Raw genomic sequence first — 15,547 nt, forward strand, 5'->3', positions numbered from 1 at the left:
AATACGTCAATTAATATAGGGCATCCATCAATTGAAGAACAAATAAACGCTGGAGTACAAGTATTTTGATGTTTTATTCCAAATAAAAACCATTTAGATGAAAAAACTTGTGCTTATGGCAGTTGTTGCTGCCGCATTAATGACGGCCTGTTCCAAAGATGATGGCCCAACCAAGAAATGTGAATCCTGTACCTCAAGTTTGGGCAATACCTTTGAACTGTGTGACAAGGGAAATGGCACCTACGAGTACAAAGAAGGCGGAAACATAATAACAATTGATGAAGAAGCCCTGGGGAATCTCACTTTAAAACAGGCCGTACAAGGGTTTTGTGACTCCGATCTCCCACTTTAGCCCTAATTTTGATAAATATGTTTGCCCTAGAACAATCTTTTTGGCAAAAAAGTTCCCCTAATCATTCAATTTTAAAACAGCCATAAAAGCTTGCTGCGGAATCTCCACATTGCCCACTTGGCGCATACGCTTTTTCCCTTTTTTCTGCTTTTCCAGCAATTTTCTCTTACGCGAAATATCCCCACCATAACACTTGGCCGTTACATCCTTTCGCAAAGCCTTGATGGTTTCCCGCGAAATGATCTTGGAACCAATGGCGGCTTGGATGGGAATATCAAACTGTTGTCTGGGGATGAGTTCCTTCAATTTTTCGCACATGCGCTTACCTATGTTGTGCGCATTATCAAAATGGACCAATGCGGATAAGGCATCAACGGGCTGGGCGTTCAAGAGAATATCCACTCGGACCAGTTTGGAGACTCGCATTCCTATTGGGGAATAATCAAAAGAGGCGTATCCTTTTGAAATGGTTTTCAATCGGTCGTAAAAATCAAAAACGATTTCAGCCAAGGGCATATCGAAAATAAGTTCCACCCGCTCCGTGGTCAAATAGGTCTGGTTGACAATCTGTCCCCTTTTTTCAATACAAAGCGACATCACATTTCCCACAAAATCGGATTTGGTGATGATAGTGGCCTTGATGTAAGGCTCCTCAACGCGGTCCAAAGTAGACGGGTCGGGTAAATCGGATGGGTTGTTGACAATCACTGGCGTTTCCGTGTCCTTGGTGGTGAAAGCATGGTAGCTTACGTTGGGCACCGTGGTGATCACGGTCATATCAAACTCGCGCTCCAAGCGTTCCTGGATAATTTCCATGTGGAGCATGCCCAAAAAGCCACATCTGAAACCAAAGCCCAAGGCGGCACTGCTTTCGGGAGTAAAGACCAGGGAAGCATCATTAAGCTGCAATTTTTCCATGGAAGAACGCAGTTCTTCAAAATCCTCGGTGTCCACAGGATAGATTCCGGCAAAAACCATAGGTTTTACATCTTCAAACCCTCCAATTGGGTTTTTTGTTGGGTTTACGGCATCGGTTATGGTATCCCCCACCTTAACTTCGCGGGCATCTTTGATACCGGTGATCAAATAGCCCACATCTCCTGCCGATATTTTGTTTTTAGGGAGCTGTTTGAGTTTCAAAGTGCCGATCTCATCGGCATAATAGGACTTCCCGGTGGCCACAAACTTTATTTTCTGTCCTTTTGTAATTTCTCCATTAATGACCCTAAAATAGGTCTCCACGCCCCTGAACGGATTGTAGACCGAGTCAAAAACCAATGCCTGCAATGGTTCGTTTGGGTTTCCTTTTGGAGGAGGAATACGATCTATAATGGCGGTAAGGATTTCTTGGATTCCAATTCCTGTTTTGGCACTGGCGGGAATGACATCTTCAGGTTTGCAGCCCAAAAGGTCCACGATATCATCCGTAACCTCTTCCGGATTGGCACTGGGCAAATCCACCTTGTTGAGAACGGGAATGATTTCCAAGTCGTTCTCCAAGGCCAAATAAAGGTTGGAAATGGTTTGTGCTTGAATGCTCTGAGCGGCGTCAACAACCAAAAGTGCGCCTTCACAAGCAGCAATGGAGCGGGACACTTCATAGGAAAAATCCACATGCCCGGGAGTGTCGATCAAGTTAAGAACATAGGCTTCTCCCTCATGAACATAATCCATTTGTATGGCATGACTTTTAATGGTAATGCCCCGTTCGCGCTCCAAGTCCATGTTGTCCAACAACTGATCTTGTTTTTCACGTTCGGTGACAGAGCCGGTAAAATCCAATAAGCGATCTGCCAACGTACTCTTCCCGTGGTCTATATGCGCAATAATGCAAAAATTCCTAATCTTCTCCATATCAACAATTGCTCAACAAAAATGGGCTACTAAGCAACTGCAAATATAGTTGTTTTAAATACCTGAGAATGGTTTTTTGCAAATAAGAAAACAGGCTTCGCACCGCTCTAAAATATTTTCTTAGATTTGATGTTCAACCCCAACTTAAATGAAAAACCTCACCTATATTGTTTTATTGGTGTTTGTTATGGTCAACCACGCCAGTGGTCAGACCTATAAGATTACGGGAAAGGTTGTGGATGAACAAAACCAGACTATTCCTTTCGCCAACATCTTGCTTTTGCAGGCGGCCGATACCACTTTTGTAAAAGGCACGTCCGCAGATGACAACGGTTTTTTTGCCCTTACCGAGGTTGACCCAGATCTGTATCTTTTACAGGCGAGCTACGTAGGGCGGGGCTCTGAGCCACGTGCATTGGATATTGCCCAGGATGTTTCCCTTGGGGCATTGATCATACCACTGGAGACCAATGAATTGGACGAAGTAGTCGTTACCGCACAGCGACCAAAACTACAACGGTTACCAGACAGACTGGTCTTTTCGGTTGAAAACACCATAGTTTCGCAAGGCACAACTTGGGATATCCTAAGAAGTACGCCGGGCGTCATTGTAAATGATGACCGATTGTTGGTCAGGGGGGAAAGTGCAAGGGTTTATCTTAACGGTAGAGCGGTACAATTGTCGGGCCAAGAAGTTCAGGATTTGTTGCAGGGGCTTTCCGGGGTCAATATCAAATCGGTTGAGGTTATGATCAATCCGCCCGCCCAGTATGATGCCGAAGGCGGGCCCATCCTTAATATCATCACGAGCAAGAACATTATCCCTGGCTATAAGGGGAGCGTCAACGGAACGTACACCCAAGCGGTGTTTCCAAAATTTAATTTGGGAACCAGTCATTATTATAAAACGGACAAGCTCAACCTTTTTGCCAATTATACCTTCAACCCCCAAAAAGAGATTAGAAAAACGGAAAAGGGAATCAATTTTATGGATGGTACCAATTCGGTTTTTTCGCGTTGGGATACGAGATACAACCAAATCAAAAGCACCCAGTCCCATACCGGAAGCTTTATCATGGACTACGACTTGGATGATAACAACAGCATAAATCTCACCTCAAGCTTATTGTTCAACCCCAATCAGGAGCAACAAACCCGCTTAAGTAACGAGATGCGAAATGCCCAATATGAGTTGGACTCCACCTTTACCACCTTGAACAACACCACTATGGACAACACCAACTTGGCGGTTGACTTAAGTTATGTGCACAAATTGAAAAAACCGGGGGCACGATTGAGCTTTAACGGCCATTATACGTATTACAATGGGCAGTCCTTCCAAAATTTGGCATCGGATTATTTTGATTCCAACGGTAGTTTTTTAAGGGATTTTGGTTTTGATTCCGATTCGCAGCAAGACATCCAGATTTTCACCGGGCAAGTAGATTTTTCCGCACCCGTGGGCAACGCGTCCATAGAAACGGGGGCCAAGATTTCCTCCATCGCTTCGGAAAGTAATGTGGATTTTTTCAACTTTAATGGCAGTAGCAATACTGTGGATTCATCACTATCCGATGACTTCACCTATGATGAGGACGTGTATGCAGCCTATTTCAGCTTTGTAAAAAACTGGGAAAAATGGTCCATGAAATTGGGATTGCGGGGAGAACTTACTGAGGCAGAAGGGGTGTCCTTGACCCTGAACGAGACCAATACCCAAGATTTTTTTGAACCTTTTCCTTCCCTCTACCTGTTGTACTCACCTTCGGACAAGCATAGCTTTTCCTTTGATTATGGTAGAAATGTGGATCGGCCCAAGTACAACGACCTCAACCCATTTCGGTTTTTCTTCAATGAGAACGATTACGAGGAGGGCAATCCAAGATTGACACCAAGTTTCAGCAACAACTTTAACCTTAACTATACCCTGAACAGCGAATATTTTTTCGATGTCTACTATCGGGATAACGGAGCCAATATCGCCTATTTGGTCTTTCAGGACAATGACAACCAAACCTTGGTGGAGCTCAAGCAGAATGTATTGGAAAGCACATCCTACGGATTGGACTTTACGCTGAGCAAGACCATCCTTCCATCTTGGTTTCTATATGCCTACACCTCACTTTTTCATGAAGAGGAAACCTTTTTGGCCGTTGAAAGTGGAAATGTGGAATACACCAACGAGGTGGATGGGGTCTATGGCTATTTGGCCAATTATTTGACGCTCTCCAAAGACGGTAGCTTGACCGGGGAGGTCACCATGACCTATATTTCCAATTTTTTGTTTGGCTCATACATTTCTGATGAGCAGTTGAACCTCACCTTGGGATTACGAAAGTCACTGTTCAACAATAGGGCTGTAATTTCCGTTGCCGCGGAGAATCTTTTGGAAAAATGGATTCCTACCTATACCTCTAACTACTTGAATCAGGATAATTTTTATAGAAGACGGCCCGAAACCCAGTTTATCCGGGTAGGATTTACCTATAATTTTGGAAACTTTAGGTTACAGGACAATCAAAGAGGCATCGATAAAAAGGAACGGGACCGACTTGAAGCTCAAGAGTAATGCCTTGATTATCGGGTATTTTGTACTTTTGCAATCCAAAAAATAAGATTTGCCAAAAATTCGAAACATAGAACTTCCTGATTTTCCATTGTTGCTTGCTCCAATGGAAGATGTGAGCGACCCTCCTTTTCGTGCTTTGTGCAAGGAGCAGGGTGCCGATGTGGTGTATACGGAGTTCATTTCTTCCGAAGGATTGATCAGGGATGCCGCCAAAAGTGTCATCAAACTGGACATTTATGAAAAGGAACGTCCTGTGGGCATCCAAATCTTTGGTGCGGAGCTGGATTCCATGTTGCAGGCGGTGGACATTGTAGAACAATCCAATCCGGATATCATCGATATCAATTTTGGTTGTCCCGTTAAAAAAGTGGTCTGCAAAAATGCCGGAGCTGGGATTTTGCGGGATATTCCCTTAATGGTAAAACTGACCGCCGAAATGGTAAAGCGGACCAACCTGCCCGTCACCGTAAAGACCCGATTGGGATGGGATTCCAACTCCATTAAAATTGTTGAGGTCGCAGAGCGATTGCAGGACGTTGGGATTGAGGCCATATCCATCCATGGGCGTACCCGGGTGCAGATGTACAAGGGCGAAGCCGACTGGGCTCCCATTGCCGAAGTAAAGAACAATCCCAGAATGCATATCCCTGTTTTTGGCAACGGAGATGTGGACACGCCCGAAGCCGCTGTAAAAATGCGGGACGAATATGGCCTGGATGGTGCCATGATAGGTAGGGCCAGCATTGGCAACCCATGGTTTTTCAAGGAGGTGAAGCACTACTTCAAAACCGGTCAACATTTGGACCCGCCCACCATGGAAGAACGTGTGGATGCTGCACGCCGACATTTACAAATGGCGATTGATTGGAAGGGTGAAAAATTAGGGGTTTTTGAAACCCGAAGACATTACACCAACTATTTTAAGGGCATTCCCCACTTCAAGGAATATCGAATGAAAATGGTGACCAGTGATGATGCAGCCGATGTTTTTGCCGCTTTTGATGAGGTGCAGGAAAAGTTTGGCGATTACCAGTTCGCCTAATCCATGATCAACTTTTTGGTAATTCGGCTACTCGCAATTTTTGATGAGATAAAGCCCAGGACCACAATCGTGGCCAAGACCAAAAGCACATTCATAATATCATATTCCACAGGATAGGCCAGAGAGGGCGTGATTTTCAACCATCCAAAGAACAATTGCGAAGCAATCAACAAGGAACCTATCAAAACCCCAATGAGTCCACCCAAAGAAGTGACCAAAAGCCCTTGGATGAAGTAAATCCGCCGCAGTTCTTTAAGGGTGGTTCCCAAACTGAAGAGCGTTTTTGAGTTCTGCTGCTTGTCCAAAATCATCATGATAATGGCCCCGACCACATTAAAAAGTGCGATGATCAACACCAAGGTAAAAATGAGATAAGTGGCCAAATTCTCGGTTTTCAACATGCGGTGCAGCGTACTATTTTGTTCTTGGCGGGTCAGGACCAAGACTTTATCACCTAAAATCGTATTGATGGAACTCTTCACATCATCAATGGACGCCCCTTCATTCAATTTAAAATTGATACCAGAAATTTCCGTGCTGTCCCGCTCCAACAATTCTTGGACTAACGGGAGTTGTGCAAAAACATATTTTTTGTCCAGATTTTCCTCAACGGCATACACCCCACTCAGCACCAACGAAAGTTGGTTATAGGGTTTGGGGGGATTAAGCCCCTGCTGTGAAAAGGCTCCTTTTCCGGGCTTGGGCACCAAAACCGTCATGGGATTTCTATAATTGTCAATGGGGACACCCAGCTGGTTATAAATGCCAATGCCCATAACGCCATTGTATTCCATATCGCCCCAATTTCCAAAATAGAGGGTGCTGTCCACCCCGGTTACCGCTCTATAATTTCCATCTATGCCTTTAATGTAGGCGATACAACTTTTTTCCTTGAAGGTGAGATAGGCTCTTTCCTCAAGTTCTTTCGAGTAATTGGCCAGCCCTTCAACATTTTTTAGAGCAGTTTCTTCATCAGTTGCGATGGAAAAGTATTTTCCGGTAGTAGGTTGAGCTTTTAGGTCGGGATCAAAGGTGTTGGAAAAAGAGAGGCTAAAAGTTTTTAATCCCGCAAAGGCCGAAAGCACAATAAAAAGTGCAGCAGACCCGATGACAATCACCAAAAAAGTGATGAAATTAATGATGTTTACCGCATTTTGGTTGCTCTTTGAGCGCAGATAACGTTTAGCGATATACAGCGGAAAGTTCAAAATCAGGATTTCTTTCGTTTATCAAGCAAGTCCCTATTTTCAATGGGATTTTCTTCGCCTTTGAGTGATTTTTCAATCTTATCGATGTATTCCAGGGAATCATCAAGATAAAAAGTAAGCTCGGGCACGCGTCGCAATTGATGCTTGGTGCGTTGGGCCAAATCATACCGTATGGCCACCTGATTGTCTTTGATGCCATCCAGCAACTCTTTGGCATTTTTATTGGGGAAAATGCTCACGTACACTTTGGCAATGGATAAATCCGTGGTCACGGATACCTTGGTTACGGAAATCAAAGTTCCCTTGAGTCCGCCATCCGTAGCAGCTCTTTGCAAGATGTCCGCCAAGTCTTTTTGAATGATTCCCGCTATTTTCTTCTGCCGTTGTGTTTCCTCCATACTGCAAAAATAAGCGAAATACTGACTATTCCCTAGATTGGACGTTTGAAGATGGACTATTCTTGGATTATCCGTTTTTTTCGATAACAGCTCGCATAATGGGAAGGAAAAGATATTTAACCATAACGACATCAACTATTTTATCCAAGAATATGTATTTTGGTACGGGACATGTTTGATTCCGACAACGCATCAAACCTCCTCGATAATGGAAAAAATCTGAACAAATGAAAAGATGCTTTGCCGCCTTGGTGGTTTTGGCTTTTTGGCCAGCATGTTCGCAAACGCAGGACACGGTTTTGGCCCATCAGCAGAAAATGCAATGGTTCAAGGATGCCAAGTTGGGCATTTTCATCCATTGGGGACTATATTCGGTGGATGGCATTGATGAATCTTGGTCGTTTTTCAATGGGTACATTTCCCATAAGGATTATCTAAAACAGACCAAGGGGTTCACGGCCAAAAAATACGACCCCGCCCTTTGGGCGGAGCTTATTGTGGAGAGCGGGGCCCAATATTCAGTGATCACTGCCAAGCACCATGACGGGTTTGCGCTTTGGGACACCCGTTTTGGGACATTGAACGCGGCGGAACATGCTTCGTCCAAAAAAGATGTGCTTACTCCTTTTGTGGAAAAGCTTCGGGACAAAGAACTAAAAGTGGGCATCTATTATTCGCTTCCCGATTGGTCTTATGCAGATTACACCCATTTTACAAGGGACTCCATCAGGTACAAAATTGAGGAAGAACCCAATAGATGGAACAAATTTTTGACCTATTACCAAGGTCAATTGAAGGAACTTTCAGATCGTTACAATCCAGACCTCTATTGGTTTGATGGGGATTGGGAACACAGCGCCGAAGAATGGGAAGCACCAAAGGTGAGGAAAATGTTGTTGGCCAAAAATCCCAACACCATTCTCAATTCCAGACTAAAGGGACACGGGGACTATGAAACACCGGAGCAGGGCATGCCCATTACCCGTCCCGATAATCCTTATTGGGAGCTTTGCATGACGATGAACGACTCGTGGGGATATCAAAAAACAGACCTTAACTATAAAACCACGGACCAGATCATCGGTATTTTTGCTGATGTGATCGGTAATGGGGGCAACCTTTTGCTGGACATTGGACCCAAAGCGGATGGGAGCATTCCCGAAGCGCAAGTAGCACTTATGAAAGGGTTGGGAAGATGGGTCCACAAACACAAAGAAGCCCTATACGGAACAATGGCTGGAATCCCGAAAGAACATTTTTATGGACCATCCACGCTCTCGAAAGACAGAAGGACGCTATATCTTTTTGTAAAAGGAAACCCTAAGGGCGAAGTCGTGATGCGTGGTCTCAAGAACAACATCAATCGAATCTGGGTGGTGGGCCAAGGTGCCAAACTGCAACATCAGGTAATGGGGAAGGTATATTGGAGTGAATACCCTGGAATAAAGTACATTAAAGTCCCGGAGCATGTTCTGGATGAAAACATGACCGTGCTCGCCGTGCTTTTGGATGGGGAAGTGGATTTATATAGAGAGGATGGGGCCGTTATTGAAAGTAATTAACAAATTTCATGGACAAGATTGAACACATTGGCATTGCCGTAAAAGATTTGGAAGCATCGAACATTTTGTTCGCCAAACTTTTGGGTGTGCCACACTATAAAACCGAAGAGGTCACTTCCGAGGGGGTAAAGACCTCGTTTTTTAAATCGGGGCCCAATAAAGTGGAACTGTTGGAGGCCACAAGTCCGGATAGCCCCATCGCCAAGTTTTTGGAAAAGAAAGGGGAGGGTATCCACCATATTGCCTTTGCGGTGGAAGACATCGTTTCAGAAATGGCCCGGTTGAAGGAAGAAGGCTTTGTTGTTTTAAACGAAATCCCCAAAAAAGGAGCGGATAACAAACTGGTGGCATTCTTGCATCCCAAGGGCACCAATGGGGTTTTGGTGGAGCTCTGCCAGGAAATAAAAGCGGGGTAGCGGCGTTAAAACCTTGCGATGAAGCAAAATAAACACTAATATTGCATCCGCAAAAATTGCGGGTCCTATAGCTCAGCTGGTTAGAGCACCTGACTCATAATCAGGGGGTCCCTGGTTCGAGCCCAGGTGGGACCACTTAAAACCCTTTCAAGGCACAGATTTGGAAGGGTTTTTTTAATGCAATGGGGTCAAATATCGCGTCAATTTTTTTCGCTATAAACTTTAACCCTTTCTTGTTTCTCAAAAAATGATGGGAGCCAACCCAGACGAACAATTAAAAGATTAATCTTAAATTGAAGGTCAAAAACCCACCATGAGGAATAGTGAATCCAAGTCGTTTTACATCAACCGAAGAAACTTTTTAAAGGGCTCCACCGCCGCCTTGGCCCTATCATCATTTGGCGCCTACGGGTTGGACTTGGTGTATGCCCCCAAAAAATGGAATGTTGGACTCATTGGTTGTGGATGGTATGGTAAAAGCGATTTGTTCAAACTGATTCAAGTGGCCAATGTGGAAGTGGTTTCGCTGTGCGATGTGGACCGCAACTATCTGGAGGAAACCGCAACACTGGTTTCACAAAGACAGAAATCGGGCAGAAAACCGCGTTTATACAAAGATTACCGCAAAATGTTGGCCGAAAAGGATTTGGACATTGTACTTATCGGCTCACCAGACCATTGGCACGCACTTCAGGCCATTGAGGCTATGGAATCCGGGGCACATTTGTACTTGCAAAAACCGATAAGTCTTGATGTTTTGGAGGGTGAGGCAATTTTGGCAACCGCACGAAAGTTGGGAAAGAAGGTCCAAGTGGGAACCCAGCGAAGAAGTACACCGCACTTGGTTGAAGGCAAGAAAAACATCATTGATGCCGGATTGTTAGGTAAAATATCCCATGTGGACATGTGTTGCTATTACCACATGCGTTGGAATGCCAATCCCCCCGTTCAGGAGGTTCCCGATTATTTTGATTACGATCTTTGGTCCGGTCCCGCTGCTTTGCGACCTTTTGTTGGTCTGCCACACCGAAACTGGCGTGCTTTTATGGAATATGGAAACGGTATAGTCGGTGATATGTGCGTTCATATGTTGGACACGGTACGTTGGATGTTGGGGCTGGGATGGCCCAAAAAAGTAAGCTCCACCGGAGGTATTTATGTGCAAAAAGATTCCATGGCCAATATTTCGGATACCCAGACCGCCATATTTGAGTTTGAAGAGCTGAATTGCATTTGGCAGCACCGCAGTTGGGGCACCCCTCCGGATCCCGAATATCCATGGGCCTTTTTTATTTACGGAGAAAAGGGAACCCTTAAAGGAAGTGTACACAAGTACGAGTTTATTCCAAATGACGGCGGTGAAACCATCAAAAAAGATGTGGTGTATGAACGCGAGAAATATCCAGAGGATTTAAAAGAAAAAGACATTGAACTCCATACGGCTCCGGCAACGAGGGCCCACATGTTGGATTTGTTGGCCGCCATTGAACAAGACACACTGCCGGTGGCCGATGTGGAGCAAGGCCATATTTCCACCGCAAGCTGTATCATGGCCAATCTTTCCATGGATTTGGAACGACCATTGATCTACAATCCCCAAAAGAGAATCATTGTGGATGACCCCGAGGCCACGGCATTATTAAAAAGGCAGTATCGTGGCCCGTGGGAGCACCCATCTGCAAACATTTTATGAATTCAATCGGCATAAAAATTCATAGATCATTGACCAAGGGTTTTGCTGATGCTACACATCACTGGAAAATAGTGGGCTTACCCGCGAAAAGAAGCCTTGGTAAGGCAATTCACTGCCTTGAGATTTACGTTCCTCCTCAGGATTCCGTAATTTCCAACGAAATTCAAACTAACAACCCAAAAAATGATTCCAAAAAGTGCAACCCACAAAGCGTTGCTGCTTTCCGCAGTGATGACTTTGGCCTTCGTCTCGTTCACCATTGCGCAAAGTGTTCCATCCCCCCAGGATGTTTATGGCTTTCGAGTTGGGGACGACTACCAATTGGCAGATTATACCCAAATTGAGGATTACCTTACCAAACTGGACAATGCTTCAAAAAGGGTCAAAAAAATTGAAATTGGTGAAACCGTCCTAGGCCGTAAAATGTATCTGCTGTTTATCTCCACCGAAGAAAATCTCGCGCAGCTGGATAAGTGGAAAGACATCAGCACCAAACTGGCCCGGGCCCAAGTCAATGATGATGAAGCGGCAAAACTGTCCCAAGAAGGGAAGGCCATTGTGTGGATAGATGGTGGAATGCACTCCACCGAGTTGGCGCACGGTCAAATGACCTCTGAATTGGCCTACACCTTGGCAACTTCGGAAACTCCCGAAATGCAGAAAGTGAGGGAAAATGTCATCACGCTATTAATGCCCGTAATGAACCCTGATGGATTGGATATTGTGGTGGATTGGTACCGAAAAAACCGGGATACACCTTATGAAACGTCAAGACCTCCCATTCTCTACCATTATTATATGGGGCACGACAATAACCGGGACTGGTTTATGAACACCATGCCAGAAACCTATAATGTCACCAAAGTATTGTACAACGAATGGTATCCGCAGATTGTGTACAACCACCACCAATCGTCGCCTTCGTGGACCAAGATTTCCATTCCGCCGTATGCGGACCCCGTAAATCCAAAGATACATCCCGCCGTAACGGCAGGCGTCAGTGAAGTAGGTTCGGCCATGTCCAAACGCTTTTCCTTGGAAAACATGCCGGGAGCCATTGCCGATAATTTTTATACCATGTTTTGGAACGGAGGGGGCAGAACCGTACCATATTATCATAATATGATCGGTATCCTAACTGAAACAGGACACACTTCCCCAACACCACGATTCTATGACCCGGAAAAACTCCCAAAAACCGTTGCCGGCGGCACGCCTACGGATGGAACGGATATTATGTACCCAGACCCGTGGAAAGGAGGCGAATCCCATTTTAGGGATGCCGTGGATTATATGCTCACCGCTACTTGGGCCGTGTTGGATTTGGCTGCGGACCGAAAGAGCAACTACCTCTACAATATCTATAAAATGGGAGCATCTGCCATTGAAAAAGCCAAGACGGAAGGGCCTTTTGCCTATGTGATCGGAAAGGAGCAGTGGGATTCCTTTGAAGCCGTCAATTTGGTGAATGTTTTGCGGCGAGGAGGTATTGAGGTTGAAAAAGCCACCAAGGACTTCACTATTGGCGACACGAAATATGAAAAGGGTTCCTATGTCATCTTCGGTGGACAGGCTTTCAGACCCTATTTGTTGGATTTGATGGAAAAACAGAACTACCCCACCCGCTTTCAATACCCTGGCGGCCCACCGGATACGCCTTATGATTTGGCAGGCTGGACGTTACCCATGCAAATGGGCGTGGACGTTGCTAAAATAACAGAGCCCTTTGATGCCTCCACTGAGAAGGTTGCTGGATTGGTGGAGTACTACGAGGGAAGCCTTAACCGTAATGGCTCATTTGGATATGCGTTGAGCGTAAATACAAATGCTTCCGTTGCAGCCACAAATAAAATCTTAAAAGCCGGGGGCACTGCTTACAAGGCCATGACGGAGTTCAAAGCTGGGAAGTTTTCTTTTCCAGCGGGATCTTTTGTGGTTTCCGGGGACAAAACTTTGATGGAATCCCTCGCCGATGAGTATGGCTTGGAGTTTACCGGATTGATGGCCAAACCTGAGGTTCAGTTGACCAAAATTCATTTGCCCAAAGTTGGACTTTACAAGTCATGGGTGGCCAATATGGATGAAGGGTGGACCCGCTTTGTCATGGATGAGTATGCTTTTGACACCGATACGCTGCACGATGCGGACATTAAAGCCGTGGATTTGTCCAAGTATGATGCTATCATATTGCCATCCCAAGAAGCAAAATCAATTTTGCATGGCCACACACCTTTGGAAATGCCCGAGAAGTTTACCGGAGGTATTGGCTTGGAAGGTTCCCTCGCCCTGAGCAACTACGTGAAGAATGGAGGCACATTGTTGGCCTTTGACGCCGCCAGCGATTTTGTCATTGAGCAGTTTGGGCTTCCGTTGAAAGACGCAGTTGAGGGGGTGGATAGTAAGGATTTCTTCATCCCGGGATCCTTGATCAAGACAGGAATGGATACTACAAACCCGTTGGCCTTTGGAATGAAGGACACCGTAGCGGTATCCTTTAATAAGAGCAGGGCTTTTACCATCAACAAACAGAGCAAAAAAGGAGAAGGGGGAGTAGAAGACATTAAAGATGCGCCTAAACCTGATGTTGAGGTCATTGCCACCTATGCCGAGAAGAACCTCTTGATGAGCGGCTGGGCCATGGGAGAAAACAAGTATATCGCCAAAAAGCCGGCACTGGTCAAGGTAAAATATGGAAAAGGATCTGTAATCCTGTTTGCATTTAGGTCCCAATTTCGCGCACAGCCCCGCGGAACCTATAAATTGATCTTTAATGCGATTTATGAGGGAGCGGCTGATTAAAACAACCAACACATAAATTAATATAGAAAGAAACCCATCAAATCGATGGGTTTTTTGTGTGCTACTCTTGAAAAATAAAATCAACGGCCATTTGCGCATGAAGATCCGTAGTGGCTAAGATGGGCAGCTCAACCTCAGCCTGTTTTATAAGCAATGGCAATTCCGTGCACCCTAAAATTATACCTTCAGCACCTTTGGCTTCAAGCAGACGTATTTGCTCCAGGAAAAACTCCTTGGCAGCATCCGAGAAGATTCCCTGAGTCAACTCGGCAGACACATAGTGATGTGCTTGGGGGATGTCATCAGCTTGTGGAATGATGGTTTCGATATGGTAATTTGCGTTGAGTACTTTGGGGATAAAATCACCGGTCATGGTGGGGCGGTTCCCCAAAAGCCCCAGCGTTTTGAGCCCCAATTTTTGGGCCTCTTTTCCCGTGGCATCAGCAATATGCAGAATGGGAATATCAATTTTTGGCTGTACATAGTCATAGACCATATGAGGGGTATTGGCACAAATTACTATGGCCAAAGCCCCTGCCTCTTGAAGTTTCAGGGAAGTCTCTAAATACGTCGCATTTATTTTTTCCTTGTTTTGTTCACGCATCAATTCAATATTAATGCTATGGATGATCATGGGAGGATTGGCATGTTCCCCAATTTTTTTGGCAGCTATTTGATTGATAAGTCTATAGTATTCAACGGTGGAATGCCATGAAGTTCCACCAATCATTCCCAAGGTTTTCATAAGGCTTATTTTCTTTGATGAATTGACTAAGTGGGTAAAGATTCAGAATAAATTATAGAAATCCTATGACGAAAAACATTGGAAAACAGTTTTATTCCTTTATTTAAAAAGAATGGCGATGGCCCCAATGGCAGTTACAATTAAAATAAAGCGCTTGTAGTTTTTCTCATTGATTTTCTTTACGATGACCACGCCTAGAAAAAGCCCCACCAAAATGGCAGGAAGCAACCGAAGGTTGATTAAGAGGGTTTCCTCAGTGACTGTTTTCCAAACAAAGATGTGAAAGGGAAGTTTAAACGTATTGGTAATAAAAAAGAGCCAAGCGGCTGTGCCCACGAACTCATTCTTGGGTAATCGCATCCCCAAAAAGAAAATATTGGTAAAGGCTCCGGCCAAATTTCCGATCATGGTGCAAATCCCGGCCATGATTCCCATGGATCCTGCAAAAAGCCAATGGGTGGGGACGTGTTCCGTTTTTCGTCGGTCCCACCAGTACAATAGCCCCAAACTGATAAAAATAACCGTGACCATCCCCCATTTGAACTCTTGCTCAGGAAGATCCTTACCAATAAGGACCCCAACAAAAATGCCCAGAATCATCCAAGGGAGAAACCGTAAAATGTACTTCCATTGGGTATGCCTGTTGTAATAAATAACCGCAAAGATGTCACCAACGATCAATAGGGGAACAATCAAACCCGTTGAAGCTCTTGAGCCAAAGGCCAAAGCCATAAGGGTTACGTTGAAAATGGACATGCCCTTCAAACCTGCTTTGGACACCCCCATAAGAAATACGGCTGTAGCAGCCATGACCCATGAGGCAATAGAAATTTGGGAGAGTGGCGAAAGGTCCATTCAATGGTATTGGTTGATTGCAAAAGTAACCCAAAAAGATATCTTGGGTTGAAG

The 15,547-nt window shown here is 45.0% G+C and carries 12 protein-coding genes and 1 tRNA gene; 8 read left to right on the forward strand and 5 right to left on the reverse strand.

Features of this window, described 5'->3' with window-relative positions; translation table 11 throughout:
• Positions 1-97: 97 nt before the first annotated feature.
• On the forward strand, positions 98-352 hold the full coding sequence (locus A7D14_RS04475; RefSeq protein ID WP_067030582.1) for a hypothetical protein: 255 nt from the start codon (positions 98-100) through the stop codon (positions 350-352).
• Positions 353-409: 57 nt separating this feature from the next.
• Here A7D14_RS04475 and lepA read toward each other — a convergent pair whose 3' ends face one another.
• A complete protein-coding gene (gene lepA / locus A7D14_RS04480; RefSeq protein ID WP_067030584.1) occupies positions 410-2,206 on the reverse strand; it encodes a translation elongation factor 4 in 1,797 nt (598 codons plus the stop codon).
• A gap of 148 nt (positions 2,207-2,354) precedes the next feature.
• Here lepA and A7D14_RS04485 point away from each other — a divergent pair, with 148 nt between their 5' ends.
• Positions 2,355-4,775: an outer membrane beta-barrel family protein gene (locus A7D14_RS04485; RefSeq protein ID WP_067030586.1), complete on the forward strand. Its 2,421-nt coding sequence runs from the start codon at positions 2,355-2,357 to the stop codon at positions 4,773-4,775.
• Positions 4,776-4,824: 49 nt separating this feature from the next.
• Complete coding sequence (gene dusB, locus A7D14_RS04490) at positions 4,825-5,817, forward strand: tRNA dihydrouridine synthase DusB (protein ID WP_067030588.1); 993 nt, start codon at positions 4,825-4,827, stop codon at positions 5,815-5,817.
• On the opposite strand, the gene A7D14_RS04495 is transcribed toward dusB, so the two are convergent.
• Both A7D14_RS04495 and rbfA read right to left on the reverse strand, forming a co-directional pair.
• Entirely contained in the window at positions 5,814-7,025 is a 1,212-nt protein-coding gene (locus tag A7D14_RS04495) for an ABC transporter permease (RefSeq protein ID WP_067030590.1), read from the reverse strand. The two genes, dusB and A7D14_RS04495, sit on opposite strands and share 4 nt — an antisense overlap.
• Positions 7,026-7,027: 2 nt before the next feature.
• Positions 7,028-7,423, reverse strand: coding sequence for a 30S ribosome-binding factor RbfA (gene rbfA, locus A7D14_RS04500; RefSeq protein WP_067030592.1), 396 nt, complete (start codon positions 7,421-7,423; stop codon positions 7,028-7,030).
• A 227-nt stretch (positions 7,424-7,650) separates the two neighbouring features.
• Here rbfA and A7D14_RS04505 point away from each other — a divergent pair, with 227 nt between their 5' ends.
• The 5 genes from A7D14_RS04505 (at position 7,651) to A7D14_RS04525 (ending at position 13,893) form a co-directional block, all read left to right on the forward strand.
• Positions 7,651-8,985 carry an alpha-L-fucosidase gene (locus A7D14_RS04505; RefSeq protein WP_067030595.1) on the forward strand — a complete coding sequence of 445 codons (1,335 nt, stop codon included), beginning with the start codon at positions 7,651-7,653 and terminating at the stop codon, positions 8,983-8,985.
• A gap of 8 nt (positions 8,986-8,993) precedes the next feature.
• Positions 8,994-9,401, forward strand: coding sequence for a methylmalonyl-CoA epimerase (mce, locus tag A7D14_RS04510; RefSeq protein WP_067030598.1), 408 nt, complete (start codon positions 8,994-8,996; stop codon positions 9,399-9,401).
• 61 nt (positions 9,402-9,462) lie between these two features.
• Positions 9,463-9,536, forward strand: a tRNA-Ile gene (locus A7D14_RS04515).
• Between the two features lie 178 nt (positions 9,537-9,714).
• Complete coding sequence (locus tag A7D14_RS04520) at positions 9,715-11,094, forward strand: Gfo/Idh/MocA family oxidoreductase (protein WP_067030601.1); 1,380 nt, start codon at positions 9,715-9,717, stop codon at positions 11,092-11,094.
• 183 nt (positions 11,095-11,277) lie between these two features.
• Positions 11,278-13,893 (forward strand): M14 metallopeptidase family protein, encoded by a 2,616-nt coding sequence (locus tag A7D14_RS04525; protein WP_067030604.1) that lies wholly within the window; start codon positions 11,278-11,280, stop codon positions 13,891-13,893.
• A gap of 61 nt (positions 13,894-13,954) precedes the next feature.
• On the opposite strand, the gene A7D14_RS04530 is transcribed toward A7D14_RS04525, so the two are convergent.
• A complete protein-coding gene (locus tag A7D14_RS04530) occupies positions 13,955-14,638 on the reverse strand; it encodes an aspartate/glutamate racemase family protein (protein ID WP_067030607.1) in 684 nt (227 codons plus the stop codon).
• A gap of 99 nt (positions 14,639-14,737) precedes the next feature.
• Entirely contained in the window at positions 14,738-15,493 is a 756-nt protein-coding gene (locus A7D14_RS04535; RefSeq protein WP_067030610.1) for a sulfite exporter TauE/SafE family protein, read from the reverse strand.
• Positions 15,494-15,547 lie beyond the last annotated feature (54 nt).

It is taken from the genome of Allomuricauda sp. CP2A (assembly GCF_001683915.1).
GTDB lineage: Bacteria > Bacteroidota > Bacteroidia > Flavobacteriales > Flavobacteriaceae > Flagellimonas.

Bases quoted from the DNA above. Each gene is read 5' to 3' on its own strand.
- A7D14_RS04475 (WP_067030582.1), top strand. From the start codon at position 98: ATGAAAAAACTTGTGCTTATGGCAGTTGTTGCTGCCGCATTAATGACG.
- lepA (WP_067030584.1), bottom strand. From the start codon at position 2,206: ATGGAGAAGATTAGGAATTTTTGCATTATTGCGCATATAGACCACGGG.
- A7D14_RS04485 (WP_067030586.1), top strand. From the start codon at position 2,355: ATGAAAAACCTCACCTATATTGTTTTATTGGTGTTTGTTATGGTCAAC.
- rbfA (WP_067030592.1), bottom strand. From the start codon at position 7,423: ATGGAGGAAACACAACGGCAGAAGAAAATAGCGGGAATCATTCAAAAA.
- A7D14_RS04505 (WP_067030595.1), top strand. From the start codon at position 7,651: ATGAAAAGATGCTTTGCCGCCTTGGTGGTTTTGGCTTTTTGGCCAGCA.
- mce (WP_067030598.1), top strand. From the start codon at position 8,994: ATGGACAAGATTGAACACATTGGCATTGCCGTAAAAGATTTGGAAGCA.
- A7D14_RS04520 (WP_067030601.1), top strand. From the start codon at position 9,715: ATGAGGAATAGTGAATCCAAGTCGTTTTACATCAACCGAAGAAACTTT.
- A7D14_RS04525 (WP_067030604.1), top strand. From the start codon at position 11,278: ATGATTCCAAAAAGTGCAACCCACAAAGCGTTGCTGCTTTCCGCAGTG.
- A7D14_RS04530 (WP_067030607.1), bottom strand. From the start codon at position 14,638: ATGAAAACCTTGGGAATGATTGGTGGAACTTCATGGCATTCCACCGTT.
- A7D14_RS04535 (WP_067030610.1), bottom strand. From the start codon at position 15,493: ATGGACCTTTCGCCACTCTCCCAAATTTCTATTGCCTCATGGGTCATG.